This is a genomic window from Terriglobia bacterium (genome assembly GCA_020072645.1).
Taxonomy (GTDB): Bacteria; Acidobacteriota; Terriglobia; order Terriglobales; family Acidobacteriaceae; genus Angelobacter.
On record JAIQGK010000005.1, the window covers coordinates 68008 to 83135 of the forward strand.

Annotated in this window: 12 protein-coding genes and 1 pseudogene; 8 read left to right on the plus strand and 5 right to left on the minus strand. The window is 55.7% G+C overall.

The window, feature by feature from the left end; genetic code table 11:
- Positions 1 to 169: 169 nt before the first annotated feature.
- Positions 170 to 2485, minus strand: a complete 2316-nt coding sequence (locus LAO76_08820) for an N-acetylmuramoyl-L-alanine amidase (GenBank protein ID MBZ5491020.1) — start codon at positions 2483 to 2485, stop codon at positions 170 to 172.
- A gap of 45 nt (positions 2486 to 2530) precedes the next feature.
- The gene (locus LAO76_08825; GenBank protein ID MBZ5491021.1) at positions 2531 to 3118 is read right to left on the minus strand and encodes a lytic transglycosylase domain-containing protein; all 588 of its coding nucleotides are present in this window, start codon (positions 3116 to 3118) and stop codon (positions 2531 to 2533) included.
- A 794-nt stretch (positions 3119 to 3912) separates the two neighbouring features.
- Between LAO76_08825 and LAO76_08830 the strand changes: the two are divergent.
- Together LAO76_08830 and LAO76_08835 are read left to right on the plus strand one after the other, a co-directional pair.
- Positions 3913 to 5141 (plus strand): annotated as a pseudogene (locus LAO76_08830) (ATP-dependent DNA ligase).
- A gap of 92 nt (positions 5142 to 5233) precedes the next feature.
- A complete protein-coding gene (locus tag LAO76_08835; GenBank protein ID MBZ5491022.1) occupies positions 5234 to 5584 on the plus strand; it encodes a DUF962 domain-containing protein in 351 nt (116 codons plus the stop codon).
- Positions 5585 to 6121: 537 nt separating this feature from the next.
- On the opposite strand, the gene LAO76_08840 is transcribed toward LAO76_08835, so the two are convergent.
- Positions 6122 to 6613: a fibronectin type III domain-containing protein gene (locus LAO76_08840; protein MBZ5491023.1), complete on the minus strand. Its 492-nt coding sequence runs from the start codon at positions 6611 to 6613 to the stop codon at positions 6122 to 6124.
- Between the two features lie 101 nt (positions 6614 to 6714).
- Entirely contained in the window at positions 6715 to 6885 is a 171-nt protein-coding gene (locus LAO76_08845; protein MBZ5491024.1) for a hypothetical protein, read from the minus strand.
- Positions 6886 to 7006: 121 nt separating this feature from the next.
- Between LAO76_08845 and LAO76_08850 the strand changes: the two genes are divergently transcribed.
- The 6 genes from LAO76_08850 (at position 7007) to LAO76_08875 (ending at position 13977) form a co-directional block, all read left to right on the plus strand.
- Positions 7007 to 9043, plus strand: coding sequence for a carbon starvation protein A (locus tag LAO76_08850; GenBank protein ID MBZ5491025.1), 2037 nt, complete (start codon positions 7007 to 7009; stop codon positions 9041 to 9043).
- Entirely contained in the window at positions 9040 to 9537 is a 498-nt protein-coding gene (locus tag LAO76_08855) for a hypothetical protein (GenBank protein ID MBZ5491026.1), read from the plus strand. The genes LAO76_08850 and LAO76_08855 overlap by 4 nt, the downstream gene beginning before the upstream one ends.
- A 108-nt stretch (positions 9538 to 9645) precedes the next feature.
- Positions 9646 to 10524, plus strand: a complete 879-nt coding sequence (locus tag LAO76_08860; GenBank protein MBZ5491027.1) for a DsbA family protein — start codon at positions 9646 to 9648, stop codon at positions 10522 to 10524.
- Positions 10525 to 10960: 436 nt separating this feature from the next.
- Positions 10961 to 11464 carry a crossover junction endodeoxyribonuclease RuvC gene (gene ruvC, locus LAO76_08865; GenBank protein MBZ5491028.1) on the plus strand — a complete coding sequence of 168 codons (504 nt, stop codon included), beginning with the start codon at positions 10961 to 10963 and terminating at the stop codon, positions 11462 to 11464.
- Positions 11461 to 12138, plus strand: a complete 678-nt coding sequence (locus tag LAO76_08870) for a hypothetical protein (GenBank protein MBZ5491029.1) — start codon at positions 11461 to 11463, stop codon at positions 12136 to 12138. Before ruvC ends, LAO76_08870 begins: the two co-directional genes overlap by 4 nt.
- 114 nt (positions 12139 to 12252) lie before the next feature.
- Positions 12253 to 13977, plus strand: coding sequence for a FecR domain-containing protein (locus LAO76_08875; GenBank protein MBZ5491030.1), 1725 nt, complete (start codon positions 12253 to 12255; stop codon positions 13975 to 13977).
- Positions 13978 to 14250: 273 nt separating this feature from the next.
- Here LAO76_08875 and rsmA read toward each other — a convergent pair whose 3' ends face one another.
- Entirely contained in the window at positions 14251 to 15102 is an 852-nt protein-coding gene (rsmA, locus tag LAO76_08880) for a 16S rRNA (adenine(1518)-N(6)/adenine(1519)-N(6))-dimethyltransferase RsmA (GenBank protein MBZ5491031.1), read from the minus strand.
- Positions 15103 to 15128 lie beyond the last annotated feature (26 nt).

Below are 15128 nucleotides of genomic sequence, written 5' to 3' on the forward strand. Positions count from 1 at the left end.
CCTATTGTGCAGCGGAGCCGATCCTTCGGCTTCGCGGGAACGGTGTCAAAGCACTTTGCATTTCGCGTGGCTTACCTCAGGATAGCGCGTCGCGGGGGTGAGATGGACCACTAACCGCGACGTGTGCAGCGGATACAGCAACTCAGGAAACGCTCCAGATTGGAAAGATTTATTTCGCCGCCGCTACAGATGTTGAATCATCCCCGCTAAAGCTGGAGCCGTTATTCTTTGACGCCACTTTGATACCGCTCAAGCTATTCACATATTTGAAAACGCCTTTGTAGAGCGAGTCGGCAATTCGCTGGCGGTAATCATTGGTCTTCAGCTTCTTGGCGTCATCAGGATTGCTGACAAAAGAAATCTCCGCCAGAATCGACGGCATGTTGGCGCCGATCAGCACCACAAACGGCGCTTTCTTCACGCCGCGATTGCGCAGATTGGGGCTCTTGGCGCTCAGCCCCGCATAGAGCGACCGCTGCACGTCAGAAGCAAATTCGCGAGATTCGCCAATCTTTTCTTTGAGCGCGATCTTCTTTACCAGGTCCTGCAATTCATGGATCGATTTTTCCGACACCGCGTTTTCACGCGCCGCCACTTCCAGCGCGTCGGCCCGGCTGGTGAAGTTCAGGTAATACGTTTCCACTCCGCGCGCTGTGGGATCGTCAGAAGAGTTGGCGTGAATGGAGATAAACAGGTCCGCCTGTTCTTTATTGGCGATCGCGGTCCGCGTCTCCAGCGGAATGAACGTATCATCGTCGCGGGTGTAAACCACTTCAGCGCCTAGTTTGTTTTCCAGCAGCTTACCCAGCTTCAGCGCCACATCGAGGACCAGGTCTTTTTCTTCCAGGCCGTTAGGGCCGATGGTGCCGGTATCATGTCCGCCGTGGCCGGCGTCTACCACGATCTTGCCGATCTTCAGTCCCAGCGCCCGGATGAGAGAACGTTCGCCGGCGGCGTTGGGAGCTGCTGTGCGAGTAGTCGCTGTAATTGTGGCGGAGTTGCGCGACCTCGCATCAACATTGGTCTTTTTATTTCTGCTGGATTCTTTCGGCGCAATCGATTCAAACGTCGGGCCGCTCGTGGGCTCGCCGGCAGCTCGGCTGGAATCTTCTATTACACTTTCGTCGACCGCAATTTTCGGCGTAATAACCTTGGCCGTCTCAGCAGGCGTCTGCGGCACCACCCGTTCTTTGTCTTTATCTTTATCCTTGCCGTGGCCTTTGATTGGGACGGACTTTCCGGCATCCGCAGTCTGCGCTTCGGCGGACTGAGTTCCAGTTGCCTTCGAGGGAATTGACTTATCATCCGATGGCTTAATGTTGGTCACGGTAACGTCTTGTCCGGAGTTGTCGTCAACTGCGGATGGCTGCGTTTCAGGCGCGGGTGGTTTGGTTTCCTGCGGCTTGGTCTTTGGCTCTTTATTTTTTGCCAGCTTATTCGGCGGCAGCTTGCCGTGGATATCGATGATCAGCCGGTAAGGGTTGGGCAGCAGGAACGCCGAGTATTCAGCCACATCATCAACATCCAGCACCACGCGCGCCATGCCGAGCTTGTATTGCGCCACGCGGATTTTGTGCAGGAAGCCAGTATCCACTTCAAAGCTTTTTCCCACCAGTTCCGGTGCAAGCTTGGTGCCATAAAGATCAAAGAAGATCCGGTCAGGATGCGGCACGCGTCCGGACTGGTACTTCACTTCCTGCTCCAGATCAATGGCTATGCGCGTGTAGTCTCCAGTGGACCAGTGGCGTATGCCCGTGAGCCGGGGAAGCCGATGCGGCTGTGCGTCATTGGTTACAACAGCGGCGTCCTGCTGTTGCGGCTGCGCAGGAGCGTCAGGCGTGTCATCGGCAACAGGAGGCTTAGGGGCGTCTTCGGATGCGCGCAGAGTCTTCTGACGTCCCGGGCGTTGCCGGGGCGCTTTAGCCTGGAAAGGGCTTTTTGCCACGGACGGATTATCGATTTCCGCAATGGCTTTGCGCGCTTCCTGCGCGCGTGAATTGCCGGGATAATGCTTTACGAAATCTTCAAACGTCGCCTTGGCTTGTTTTGCGTCATCAAGATCGTCGCGATAAATTTCGCCGATGGTGAATAGCGCTTCTGCGCGGAACTTGCTGCCGGGATATTCACGACGCAGAAAGACAAGCTGGCCAATCGCATCCTTAAAACTCTTAGGATCGTTGAGGAGCCGGCCCTGGTCTTCAAGCAACTCCGCCACGGCTTGTACGGCGACATCGGCTTTGGCCAGGCTGGGCGCAGTGTAATAGACCTTGCGGTAAGCTTCGATTACTTTTTGGAAATCTTTTTTGGTACGTTGCGCTTCCGGCTTGCTCTCCAACGAGTCGCGCATGCGTTCGGCGGTTTCCAACTGGGTGCGGGCAGCTTGTTTTTTCTGAGCGACGGTGCGCGCAAACGTGCTTACTGGCGACAGCAAAAGGCAGGCCAGTGCGCAAGCGAACGTTTTCCGCGTGAGAGGTCCGATGTTCATTACCGCTATTTCAAAAGCACCTTACAGAATAAACCCGAAGCCGCGTTATTCGTTGTTGGAAAATACGCGGTGACCATCTGCGTCACGGGTCTCCACCAGGCGGGGCCGCAGGGCCGCTCCGTGGTAAAGCTCCGTGATTTTTTTTACATAGTCACGCGTTTCGCGGAAAGGAGGAACGCCGCCGCTCCTTCTTACCGCTCCGCTGCCGGCGTTATAGGCCGCCAGTGAGAGTTCCACGTTCCCATTATAGTTTTCCAGCAGGCTCTTCAGGTGGCGAACTCCGGCGTCAATGTTCTGGCGCGGATCAAACGCGTTATCCACGTTGAGCGACTTCGCCGTGTACGGCATGAGCTGCATCAGCCCCATGGCGCCCTTGCTGGAAACCGCATGCGGATTAAAGTTTGATTCCACTTTCACCACGGCGCGTACCAGGTTCGGATCCACGCCATGCCGCTCCGCCGCTGCATCAATCGCCTTATCTACCGTGACTGAGTCCACAGGCCGCGTCTCTGTCAGGTTGGCTGACTTCAGATCGACTGGACGCGCATGTTTCAGTGCGCGGCTGTCACTGCTGCTGAAGGGTACGGCAACCATGTCATTTACTTCGCGGGCAGCGCTGCGGGCGGCCTTCATGGTGGCGGAAGTCGCCAGAGGAACGGCTACCCAGCGATGTTCCTTGTGACTCCAGTAAACCAGCCCGCTGTAACGTGAAGGCGAGGCTTCCACGTGAGCAGCGGAAGCGGGCTGCCTGGCAGTTACAGGCGCTGTCTGCTGGACTTTCTGGGATTCAGGAACAGCGGTTTGAGGCTCTGTGGTCTGCGGAGCGGATTGAGGCTTGGCCTCGTCGCTGGCGACCCAGATGGTGTGGCCATAGGCATCGTGTGTGGCAACGATGTTCTGGGCTCGGGCTGGGCTGCCAGTTACCATCGACGCGGCGCCGATCAGGATGGTAAATAGGTGCTTTTTCATCGGGTTACACTCTAGATATCAGTTCCCGGCGGCTTCCGCCACCTCACTGAAGGCCAAACACCTTTTATCCAACCTGATGCTTCAAGAAAACGACCAGAGGATGCCGATTATAGGACGGCTGCCAGCCTGAAACAATCAGCTAAAACCAGACGAATCTAAGGGGTGAACAGGCAGGAAATACCGGTAAAAACCCTAAATCTCTGGCAAGATCGCACTTTTTCCGCATGTGGGACGAACTGCATTTTACAAAACTTAAGTAATTGGCTTGCAAGGATATGCGAAACTGCCATTCTTCAGACATATGACAAATAACAAACGAGTAAGAGTGGTTTTTTACGCCTTGGCCATTCTGGAGATGATCCTGCTTTCCGCGTTTTACTCCTGGGGGCGGGTGATTCACTAGCCATCAGGTGCCTCAAACGGACTGCGCCACTGGTGGCGTTTCGCATCAAACTGGCATGGCCTCGCCACGCAAACGCAACCCCGCCGATGTCGGATCGGCTGCTGTTCCCGCTGAACAGCTTACCCAGGCTTTTCCCAAACTCAATCTGCCAATCCAGCCGCCATATCCGCCGGCGGAAGCTAAGTCGGTAGATTCTTTGCCGCACGAATCCGGCTGGCTCTACGAGCCAAAGTGGGATGGCTTCCGCTGTCTGGCGTTTCGCCTGGGCGATGAAGTGATTTTGCAGTCCAAGGCTGGTCAGCCTTTGGGAAGGTATTTTCCTGAGATTGTTGCTGCCCTGCTCGCCTTGCCCGCGCGTAAATTCGTGCTGGATGGCGAAATCGTGATTCGTAGCGGCGCAGGTCTGGACTTTGACGCGCTGTTGCAGCGCATACATCCCGCCGCCAGCCGCATCCAGCGGCTCTCACAGGAAACGCCTTCAACTTACATGGTCTTTGATCTTCTTGTCGACGAGAAAGGCCGTTCGTTGGCTGGCAAGCCGCTCTCCGCTCGACGGATGGCGTTGCAGGAATTTGCGGCGGCTAACATCGGCGCAGAGCCTCATAGCAGGTCCAGCAAAAAGGCAGCGACAAAAACTTTGAAAAATGCTGGCGCGCGCATCATGCTCTCGCCCGCCAGCGCTGATTTTGCCACAGCGGAAAAGTGGATGCGAGAAGGCGCTGCCAGCGGATGGGATGGCGTAGTCGCCAAGCGCCTGAATTGCGAATACATGTCCGGCGAGCGGACCGGCATGGTCAAAATCAAGCGCATTCGCACGGCGGATTGCGTGGTCGGCGGCTTCCGCTGGGCGCGAGCAAAAGACTCCAATGACGAAGCTAAACAGCCTAAGAAAGGTGCGAAGTCGGCGAGCGCCAAGAAAAGACCAACTGAAGAAGTAGGCTCACTGCTGCTGGGTCTTTACAACAAAAATGGCGAACTGGATCACATTGGCTTCAGCGCCAGCTTTACCCGCGAAGAGCGCAGCAAACTGAAGTCGATTCTCAAGCCATTCATGGGCGGCGAAGGATTTCCGGCAAAGCTCCCGGCGGTCCCAGCCGCTGGACGCGCGATGCTCGCGATACGGAATGGTTCCCGCTCAAGCCGAAATTGGTTGGCGAGTTTCAGTACGACCATTTTTCCGGCGGACGTTTTCGCCATGGAACAAAATTTCTACGCTGGCGTCCAGAAAAGAAGCCGGAGCAGTGCACCATGGAGCAAATCCGTCCCAGCAAGAAGGCGGCCTAGGCGGCAGCAGGCAGCGGCAGTTTTTTTACAGCGCATAGTAGAATTCCAGCGACCAGTTCTCACCCATTTTCCGCAAGCCCAAGGACAAATTGATGCCGCCACAGGAATTCGCCAGCTACGAAGATTTCTTCACCTTCTACCTGCACGAGCATAGCGATGCGCGGAACCGCGCCATGCACGCAGTAGGCACTTTGTTTGGACTGGCTACGCTGATAGTGGCTTTTGCCGTTGGACATCCATGGTATGCGCTGCTGTGGCCGGTAATATCGTACGCTTTTGCGTGGATTGGACACTTCCTGATTGAAGGCAACAAGCCGGCAACGTTCGGACATCCGTTCTGGTCATTGATCAGCGATTTCAGAATGCTTGGCTTGATGTTTACGGGACGGCTGAAAGCTCGCATGGAGGCGGGAACGATTCAGGCGGGGCGTCGTTCTGCTTAGTTGCCGGTTCATCTTAATGATGGGCAAGTCTTGCGTACAAAACTAAGTGTGAAATACCAATGCCGAGGAAAGCGGTTCCGAGAACGATCCGCATTACCCGGTTCCTCTTACTGATGTTAACGGGGGCTGAGGTCGCGAGCGTAACTATTCCCATCGACATTACACCGGAATAAGAGCGATAAAAATGGATTCCAGCCATGACGATCCACATTAAGCCAAATAGTAGATGCAGGTTCACGGCGTTATTTTATAACAACACGCCTACTCGCCCGCGATTTTACTTCTCAGCGGTTGCCTCGGCAGGCGGGAGCGATTCAGGCAGGGCGTCGTTCTGCTTAGTGATGAACCAACCTGGCGTATGAAACCAGGTGCGCTATGCCAACGCCAATGAATAACATTCCCAGGTAGATCGACCAATCGAGATCGCGGCGGAAAAAGCGATAGAAATGGACGCCGCCTATACCATCCAAAGTAAGCCGAATGTGAGATCCATGTTCACCGCGCCAGTCTACTACATCCTGTCTAGTAGACGGGATTTTACTTCTCAGCAGTCGCACCCGCTGGTTTCGTCTGGAAGGACGCCTGTGCCGCCTCGGCCAGCGTCCCAGTGCCCTGAGCCTGCCCTGACTCAGCCTTGAAATAGTATGTGGTATTCGGCTTCAAGTTCTTGATCAAGACCCTGTGAGTGAACCCGCCCCACGGCATACCGGCGGTTTGGTCCAGATGCGTTGGATCGGTGCCATAGTGCAGGGCTGTTCCAGAATTTACGTTGGTGGACCATGCGATCTCAGCAGTCGTGTCCGTCACGTTTTCAACCACTGGCCCATGGGTAATCTGCACGCCGTTAGTCGGCACGCCGATGGGGCTTACCGGAATCTGCTGTACCGTGGGCGACTGAGGAGAAGCCTGCGGGGAAGTCGCCTGGACGGTCTGGCTTGCGCCCTGCTGTATCTGCTCAACTCCGTTCCCCAGAATGAAACCGTTTCCCAGAATGAGTCCAAGACCAAGCGCGGCAACCATGGTATTCATAGGAGTTTCTCCCTTGTTGCTTGGGTTAGATGAGGGTTTCAGGAAAAGGGGTGTTCCGCAATTTCAGGCTTGTGCAGTGCTCTAATGGATGCTGCCGGGCCTTAGCCCATGATTCGAGGAACAAGAAAAAGCACCACCCCAACAGTGAATGCGATGATCAGCAAAAGGGACACGATCCATCCCAGCAGGTAGGCGCGCTCGTGCTCTGGAGGAGGCGCAGTGATGCCCAGGATCGTATGTCCCATTCGCATCAACTTTAAAAGAAATTCCATTGGATGGCGCCGCCTTGCATGTCAGTCCTTTTTTTGCGTCTGAGTCAGGATAGCACCTGCCATAAAGGATCGACATTGCGCATTGCCCTCACCTTAGGCAGAATAACCGCGGAGAAATGTCATGAAGATCGGCAAGATTCTGATCTGGCTGGCGGTAGGTGCGGCGGGCGCGCTTGCTCTGGCGACAATCGCATTCCATCGGCGCGAACCTATCAATGCGATGTGGCTCGTGCTGGCCGCCCTGTGCAGCTATGCGCTGGGCTATAGGTTCTATTCAAAGTTCGTCGCCGCCAAGGTGCTGGCGCTTGACGCCATGCGTGCGACTCCGGCGGAGCGCCTGGAAAACGGCCGCGATTTTGTCCGCACCAATAAATGGGTGGTCTTCGGGCATCACTTTGCCGCAATCGCCGGGCCGGGACCGCTGGTGGGGCCGGTGCTGGCCGCGCAATTCGGCTACCTGCCGGGAACGCTCTGGATCCTGGTTGGCGCGGTCTTTGCCGGATGCGTGCAGGATTTTGTGATTCTGCTCTTCTCCGTACGGCGCGACGGCAAATCACTGGGCCAGATGGCGCGCGAAGAAATCGGCAAGACCGCCGGCACCGTGGCATTCATCTCCGTGCTTAGCATTCTGGTTATTCTGCTGGCCGTGGTGGCGCTGATTATCGTGAACGCGCTCAAAGACAGCCCGTGGGGCGCTTTCACCATTGGCATGACGATCCCCATTGCGCTGCTGATGGGCGTTTATCTGCGCTATCTGCGCCCGGGACGCGTGCTGGAAGCTTCTGTGCTCGGCTTTCTGCTGGTGGTTGCGGCGATCTTTGGCGGACAGTGGATTTCACAATCCACGCATGCCGGGGCATTCACATTTGCCGGGACCACGCTGGCGATTCTTATCATCGTTTATGGTTTTGCCGCGTCGGCTCTGCCGGTTTGGTTGCTGCTGGCGCCACGCGACTATCTCAGCACGTTTGTGAAACTTGGCACCGTGGCCATTCTTGCGCTGGGGATTGTGCTGGTTCGCCCCACGTTGCAGATGCCCGCGTTGACGCGCTTTATTGATGGCAGCGGCCCGGTTTTTGCCGGCAATCTTTTTCCATTTGCGTTTATCACCATCGCATGCGGGGCCATTAGCGGATTTCATTCGCTTATATCAAGCGGCACCACACCCAAGATGATTGCCCGCGAAACGCAGACGCGCATGGTCGGCTACGGCGCAATGATGTGTGAATCATTTGTCGGAATCATGGCGATGATCGCCGCATGCACTCTGCAGCCGGGAACATATCTGGCGGTGAATAGCGGCGCGGGTATGGTCGGCGGAAATCCAGCGGCTGCCGTGGCGACAATCAGCAACTGGGGATTTCCCATCACGGCCGATCAGATGGCCCTGCTGGCGCACAACGTGGGCGAGAAGACGCTTTTCTTCCGCACCGGCGGCGCTCCGGCGTTTGCGCTGGGCATGGCCAAGATTTTTTCTGACAGCCTGGGCGGCACGGCGGTAATGGCCATCTGGTACCACTTTGCCATCATGTTTGAAGCGCTGTTTATTCTCACCGTGCTCGACGCCGGCACGCGCGTGGCGCGTTTTATGCTGCAAGATGCTCTTGGCCATATTTGGAAACCGCTGGGGCGAACGAGCTGGTATCCCAGCATTGTTGCCACCAGCGCAATCACAGTGGCGGCGTGGGGATATTTTCTGTGGCAGGGCATTCGCGATCCGCTGGGCGGAATCAACTCGCTCTGGCCGCTCTTTGGCATCTGCAACCAGTTGCTGGCGGCGGTGGCGCTTTGCGTGGCGACGACAATCATTGTGAAGTTGGGACGCTCCCGCTATATATGGGTGACGCTTGCGCCCCTTGCCTGGCTGGTGGCCGTGACGTTTGCGGCGTCATGGCATAAAGTGTTCGATCCCAACCCTCTGATCGGATTGCTGGCGCACGCGCGCCAACTGGCCGCCGGGCCGGCCATGGAAGGGCTGCAACGCAGAATCTTTAATGACCAGCTTGATGCCGCAGTCTGCGGGCTTCTGGTGGTTCTGGTCAGCGTGATCGTGATTGAGTCCGGAATGCAGTGGATCAGCGTGATCTCCGGGCGTCGTAAGCCGGCAACGCAGGAAGCGCCATTTGTGGCGACGCAATATGCGGAGGAAGCGCTATGAATAGATCGGGTGATCTGGTGATCGGGAGATCGGGTGATCGAAAAGGCGAGTTCACCGCGGAGACGCGGAGGCGCGGAGAAAATTTCAAAAAACTTACCACGGAGACACAGAGACACGGAGAAAGATCGGGTGATTCGGGGAACGCATATGATGGGTTGGTTGGCGAAGCAGCCAACAGCTTTTATGGCTCGAAGATAGGCCATGCAGCTTATATCTGTCATCCTGAGCGAGTCGGAGCGAATGCGACGCCGAGTCGAAGGACCCCGACAAAGATTGTTCCTGAACATACAGCGTCAGGGAGTTCATACGAAACACTGAAGAATGTTTTGGTAACTGCGTTGCAGACAATCCGCGCCACGTTCCGCGAAATCTTTGACGAGTCTGCCTATGATCGCTTCCTGCTGCGGACACACGCGTCAAGGTCGAGAGCGAGCTACCAAGAGTTCACACGCGAACGCGATGCAGCCATGGTGAAAAAGCCGCGATGCTGTTGAAAAAGAAATCGTTAAGAAATATCGCTCAAGCCAGCATTAGTCCTCGCGAGATGTTTTTACCTTGTCACGCATAATTGGCTGTCCTATTGCAGGATCGGAGGATGGAATATGAAAATTCTGGTGTTGTTGATGTCTCTGGTATTGCCGGTTGTCGGCGCGGCGGGACAAAAGTCCAAGGCAGAAAAGAAACATGCTCCGGCAACAGCGGTACAGACTCCAACAGCGGCTGACGTAGATGCAGCATTAAAGCGCATTTACGGCTATGATCCGTCCATACAGTGGAAGATCTTTTTGGTGCGTCGATCCGTGGTTCCGGGGATGAGCGAAGTGCTGCTGCAATTGAAAGGCGAGTTTCATCATTTGTTCCTCACGGCAGACGGTCGCTTCGCGATTGATGGAGACATGCAGCCGTTTGGTCCTGATCCGTACGCAGGCATGCGGGAGCGTCTGAGCACAGCCAAAGGTGTGGTGCGAGGTCCCGCCAAGCCGGTGGTTACCATGGTGGAATTCAGTGACCTGCAGTGCCCGCACTGTAAAGATGCGCAGCCCGTGCTGGAAAAGCTTGCGGCTGATTTTCCCGGCATGAGGATCATTTTTCAGCAATATCCGCTGGCGAACTCGCATCCCTGGGCGATGAAGGCGGCAAAATACGCTGACTGCGCCGGACAACAGGGCAATGATGCCGGATGGAAGTTTATTGCAGCAGTCTATGAGATCCAGAACTCGATTGCGCTGGCCATTGCCGACGATAAGCTGAAAGAACTTGCCACGGCGTCCGGTCTGGATGCGGAAAAGCTCTCTGCATGCGCCACAGCTCCAGCGACCGAAATGCGCGTGAAGCAATCCATTGAGTTGGGCGACTCAGTAGGAGTGATGGGGACGCCGGCGATCTTTGTGAACGGACGGCCGCTGGATGCTGTGACAGGAATCCCCTATGAACAAGTGAAGGCAATTGTTCAGTATGAAATTGAAAATGCAGGAAAGTGAAGCCTAAACCTTACCGCGGATGAACGCGGATTTGCGCGGATTCGAACACAATCATTAGAGCGAGAACGCGCCGCGGCGACGCTTTAAACAGAGGACGTTGACAGTTTTTGGCAAAGAGTTAAGGGAACCCAGTTTAGGAACAAGGCTGCAAATCAAGCTGTGTCCCCCAAGGCCAAGCCTATACGCCCAGACCGGCTCCGCCGATCCACGCTGCCGCTGCAAGAATCAGAAGTGTGATCATGGTGCTTCCTTCCTTTCATAGATTTCGTCGGGGCATTATCTCCAAGGCCAGAGCAATAAGGCAAGAACGAAAAGCGGCGAGGCCGGCTTGCGCGCCGAGTCGCTGCCAGCAGGTGCGCAAAAGAGTTCCATACTTCCCAGAATGTTTAGCGGTTTGGAGCGAAACGACACGAAAATTAGTAGTACACTTTCTTCAATGCGTGTCCTGGGAATCGATTGCGGCAGTGAATACACCGGTTTTGGTGTGGTGGAAGAAACGTCTGAGCGAAAGCTGGTTTGCCATGTGAATGGCGCCATCAAACTGAAATCGGGCACGCCGATGGCGGCCAAGCTGGAGAAAATTTTCACTGATCTTACGGCCATCATCGCAAAGCACCAGCCGGAAATTATGGCGATTGAAGATGTGTTTTACGCTGTGAACGTAAAAAGCGCACTCAAGCTGGGACAGGTGCGAGGCGTGGCCATGCTGGCCGCATCGACTTCGGGTTTGCAGGTGGCGGAGTATTCGCCGCTTTCGATCAAGTCCGCTGTCGTCGGTTACGGGAGGGCGGACAAGTTCCAGGTGCAGCAAATGGTCACGCGGCTTTTAAATTTAGCCGCGCCACCCGAGCCCACGGATGCATCAGACGCGTTGGCCATCGCGATTTGCCACATTCATACGGCGGCTACTAATAATCGCTATGCCGCGGTGTCGCGATGAAACGAACAGCGCTTATTCTCTTCTTACTGGCCTTGCCGGCAGCGCTGGCATTGTGTGGGCAAGATGCGCAACAGAATCCTGTTCTGCCCACGATCACATTTGATCGCGTGTGGGAAGCTTACAAGCCGCAGGACGTGACTATTACAGTGCAGTCCACCGGTCCAGCCAGGTACATCTCACGCAATCCGTTTACGCCGCCAGACCAAACGGGAGCAGATCCGGATTACCTGCTCGACTTCACTCTATCGTCGCGAAACCAGAAAAAGCTTTTTGACGATGCCAGAGAAGCCAAGTATTTCAATGGCGATTTCAGCTATAAAAAACACGTTGTCGCCAGCACGGGAAAAAAGACCCTGACCTATTCCGATCCGGTGCGCCACTTTACGACAACGTACGACTACTCAGAGAACAAGGCGATTGAGGAGATCACGAATCTTTTTTCAGGAATTTCCAACACCATTGAGCATGGTCGCAAACTGGTGTACTTGCATCGCTTTGACAAACTGGGTCTTGAAGAAGAGCTGAAGGCGATGGAAGATGCCGCCGAAAGCCACAACTTGGCGGAACTGCAAATCATACAGCCGACGCTGGACAGCATCGCCCAGGACAGCACCGTCCTCAATATCGCCCGCCAAAGGGCGAAAAAGCTTCTGCTAAAGGCCAATTCTCAGTAAAGGCAGCCCCAGTTCTGACTTTAAAAGTTAAGTATTATCAATAACACTTAACAATAAGAAACTAAGTGGCCGAGCGCCGATCTAATACAGTAGCAATGCTTTTTAGGAGGGTTTATGCTGCGCCACTCTAAGTTGCAAAACCGAAAGAGTCGCTGGCACCTGGGCGGAATTTTCCGTAAGACCGGGCTGTTCCTCCCCATGATTTTTGCGCTGGTATTTTCTCTGGCGCCGCTTTCCCACGCACAAGATTTTGATGACGAAGACGGCCACGATTCGCAGGCGCGCATTGTGCGCCTCAGCTATGTTGAAGGCGATGTGAGACTGGACAATGGCCATGGCTATGAGAGCGCGACCATGAACGTTCCTCTCACGGAACACAACTGGCTGCAGACCGGCTCTGACGGCTGGGCTGAAGTCCAACTCGAAGATGGCAGCCTGATCCGGCTGGCCCCAGATAGCGCGATCGTATTCACGCAGTTGGCGCGCGCTTCCTCCGGCGCGACGCTCACCACGGTCGACCTTGATCAGGGCGAAGCCGAATTCAAGGTCATCAAGCACGATGACGGCGACTTCAACGTGACGGTAAAGAAAAATACCATTGCGCTCACGCATTCCAGTTCATTCCGCGTGACCAGCACCAATGCCGATCCGCTGGATGTCGCGGTGTGGAAGGGCGAAGTAAGCGTGAGCGACACGGACAACGGCGGCGAAGTTGCCGTAAAGAAAAACGAAACTTTTGTCCTGGATCCCAATGACCCGGCGCGTTATGCGCTGGATAAAGGCGTGGACACTGACGATCTGGACCAGTGGAGCAAGCAGCGCGACGACTTTCTGAGCACATACGCTTCCGCCGGTCCGGGCTACGCGCAGTCACCTTATCAATACGGCGCGAGCGACCTGAATTATTACGGACAGTATTATGACGTCCCGGGATACGGCGAAGTCTGGCAGCCGAACAATGTCGGCTACAACTGGGACCCTTTCAGCAATGGCTACTGGAGCTATTCTCCCGGCTTTGGCTATACGTGGGTTTCCTCGTATCCCTGGGGCTGGATGCCTTATCGCTATGGCCGTTGGGTGTTTGTGAACGGACGCGGCTGGTGCTGGGCGCCTGGCGGCTGGAACAGATGGTATAGCAGGCCCCGGCTGGCGCATGCGCCTCCGGGCTTCCGTCCTCCAGTTCCGCCGGCGGACCGGCGAATCGTCGATCGCAACCCGGACAGAAATCGTCACGAACCGCCTCCTGTAACCGGCGGACCTGTGAGAAGAAGCACTGGTCCCGTTGGAGGCAGGGTTGGAGACCGCGATGGCGATGAGCATGCCCTTGGTCGTTCCGGTGGAGACAGAGACAAGAAGCGCACCTACACCAACGATGACATAGCGAGAGTGCCGCGGACGGACAACCCGCCACCGCCGCAGCCAAAGCCTGACGCCAACAATGATCATGGACGAGTTGATGGCGACCGCAATCCGAAGGTGGTTGATCGGCAACCCACTCGGGACAATGGCGATCGTGGAGGAGATTTCAATCGCTCACGCGACAACCATCAGCCTACGCCCGAACCAGTAAGGCGTTCGAACAATGAGGGTACGCCACCGCCGACAGAGCGGCAGCACAATCCGCCGCAAACCTTTACGCCGGCTCCGCAACGGCCTACGGAACATAATATGTACACTCCGCCGCCCGCGTCTGTGGTGCGTCAGCAAGCTCCACCGCCGGCACCGGTGGTGCATCAGTCGGCTCCGCCTCCCGCGCCTGTGGTACGTCAGTCGGCGCCGCCGGCGGAAAGCCACGGGAGATCGACCGATGACAACTCACGAGGTGGGAGACCAAAATAAGAGCGTTGAACCACAAAGACACAAAGGGGCACGAAGTTTGATCTTCGTGTCTCTTTTGGATTTCACGTTCACGCCCAGACCACAAGAGAAGTTGCTGGGGTTCAGCCGAGTTTAGATTTTTTCCCGCAATCCCGAAGCCGCTGGGTCTTGCGGCTGAGGGAACCCTATAGTCACGATTCGTTTCAGCAATCGCAGCCTCTCAGTATCTCGCGACGAGAGGGATCTCTCGCTCCGCTCGAGATTTCAGAAGAAGGGCCTTCGTGTCCTTTGTGGTTAATTTCGCAGTTTGCGGAAAATCTGCGCCATGGTCTCCAGAGGCAGTGCTTCCGCCCGGACATCGGCCCGCGCGCCCGCTTCTTTGAGGCTATTGCGGATGATTTCTTCTGGATAATCTTTCTTCAGATTATTCAGCAGCGTTTTGCGCTTCATGGCAAAGGCCGTTTTCAGGAATGGGATGAGCTCCGCTGGATTGACCTGCAATTCCGCAAATCGCGGCGCGACGGTCAATCGCAGCACTGAAGAATGGACTTTAGGCGGAGGCGAGAATGCTTGCGGCGGCAGGGTAAAGAGATTTTCAACCTTCGTATAGAGCTGCGCCGTGGTAGATAACATGCCGTAGTCGCGTGTGCCCGGATGGGCGGCGATGCGATCAGCTACCTCTCGCTGGACCATGATCACGATCACGTCAAACTGCTCGTGGAATTCAAAGAGCCGCAGCAGAATGTCTGACGTGATGTAATACGGCAGGTTTCCCACCACACGCGCGCGCGAAGGCTTGAGCGGACGCAAGTCATTCAGCGGGCCTATGGTACGGTTCAGCACTGTTCGGAAATCCAACTTGAGCACGTCTGCTTCAATGATTTCAACCTGGGGTTGCAGGCGATATTTAAAGCGAAGCTCGGTGGACATCATGCGATCCAGTTCCACGGCGATCAGCCGGTGTGCTCTGCGCGCCAGCACCTGAGTGAGCGCGCCCTTGCCGGGGCCGATTTCCACGACTACGGAATTGGACACGTCGCCCAGAGCATCAACAATCTGTTCCGCGGCCCCAACATCGGCCAGAAAATTCTGGCCCAGTTTGGGCTTTTTTGCCGCTCCCGAATTGGCCCTTTTTGTTGCCGCCATTTAGAATTTTCTATAGCAGGTTTGTG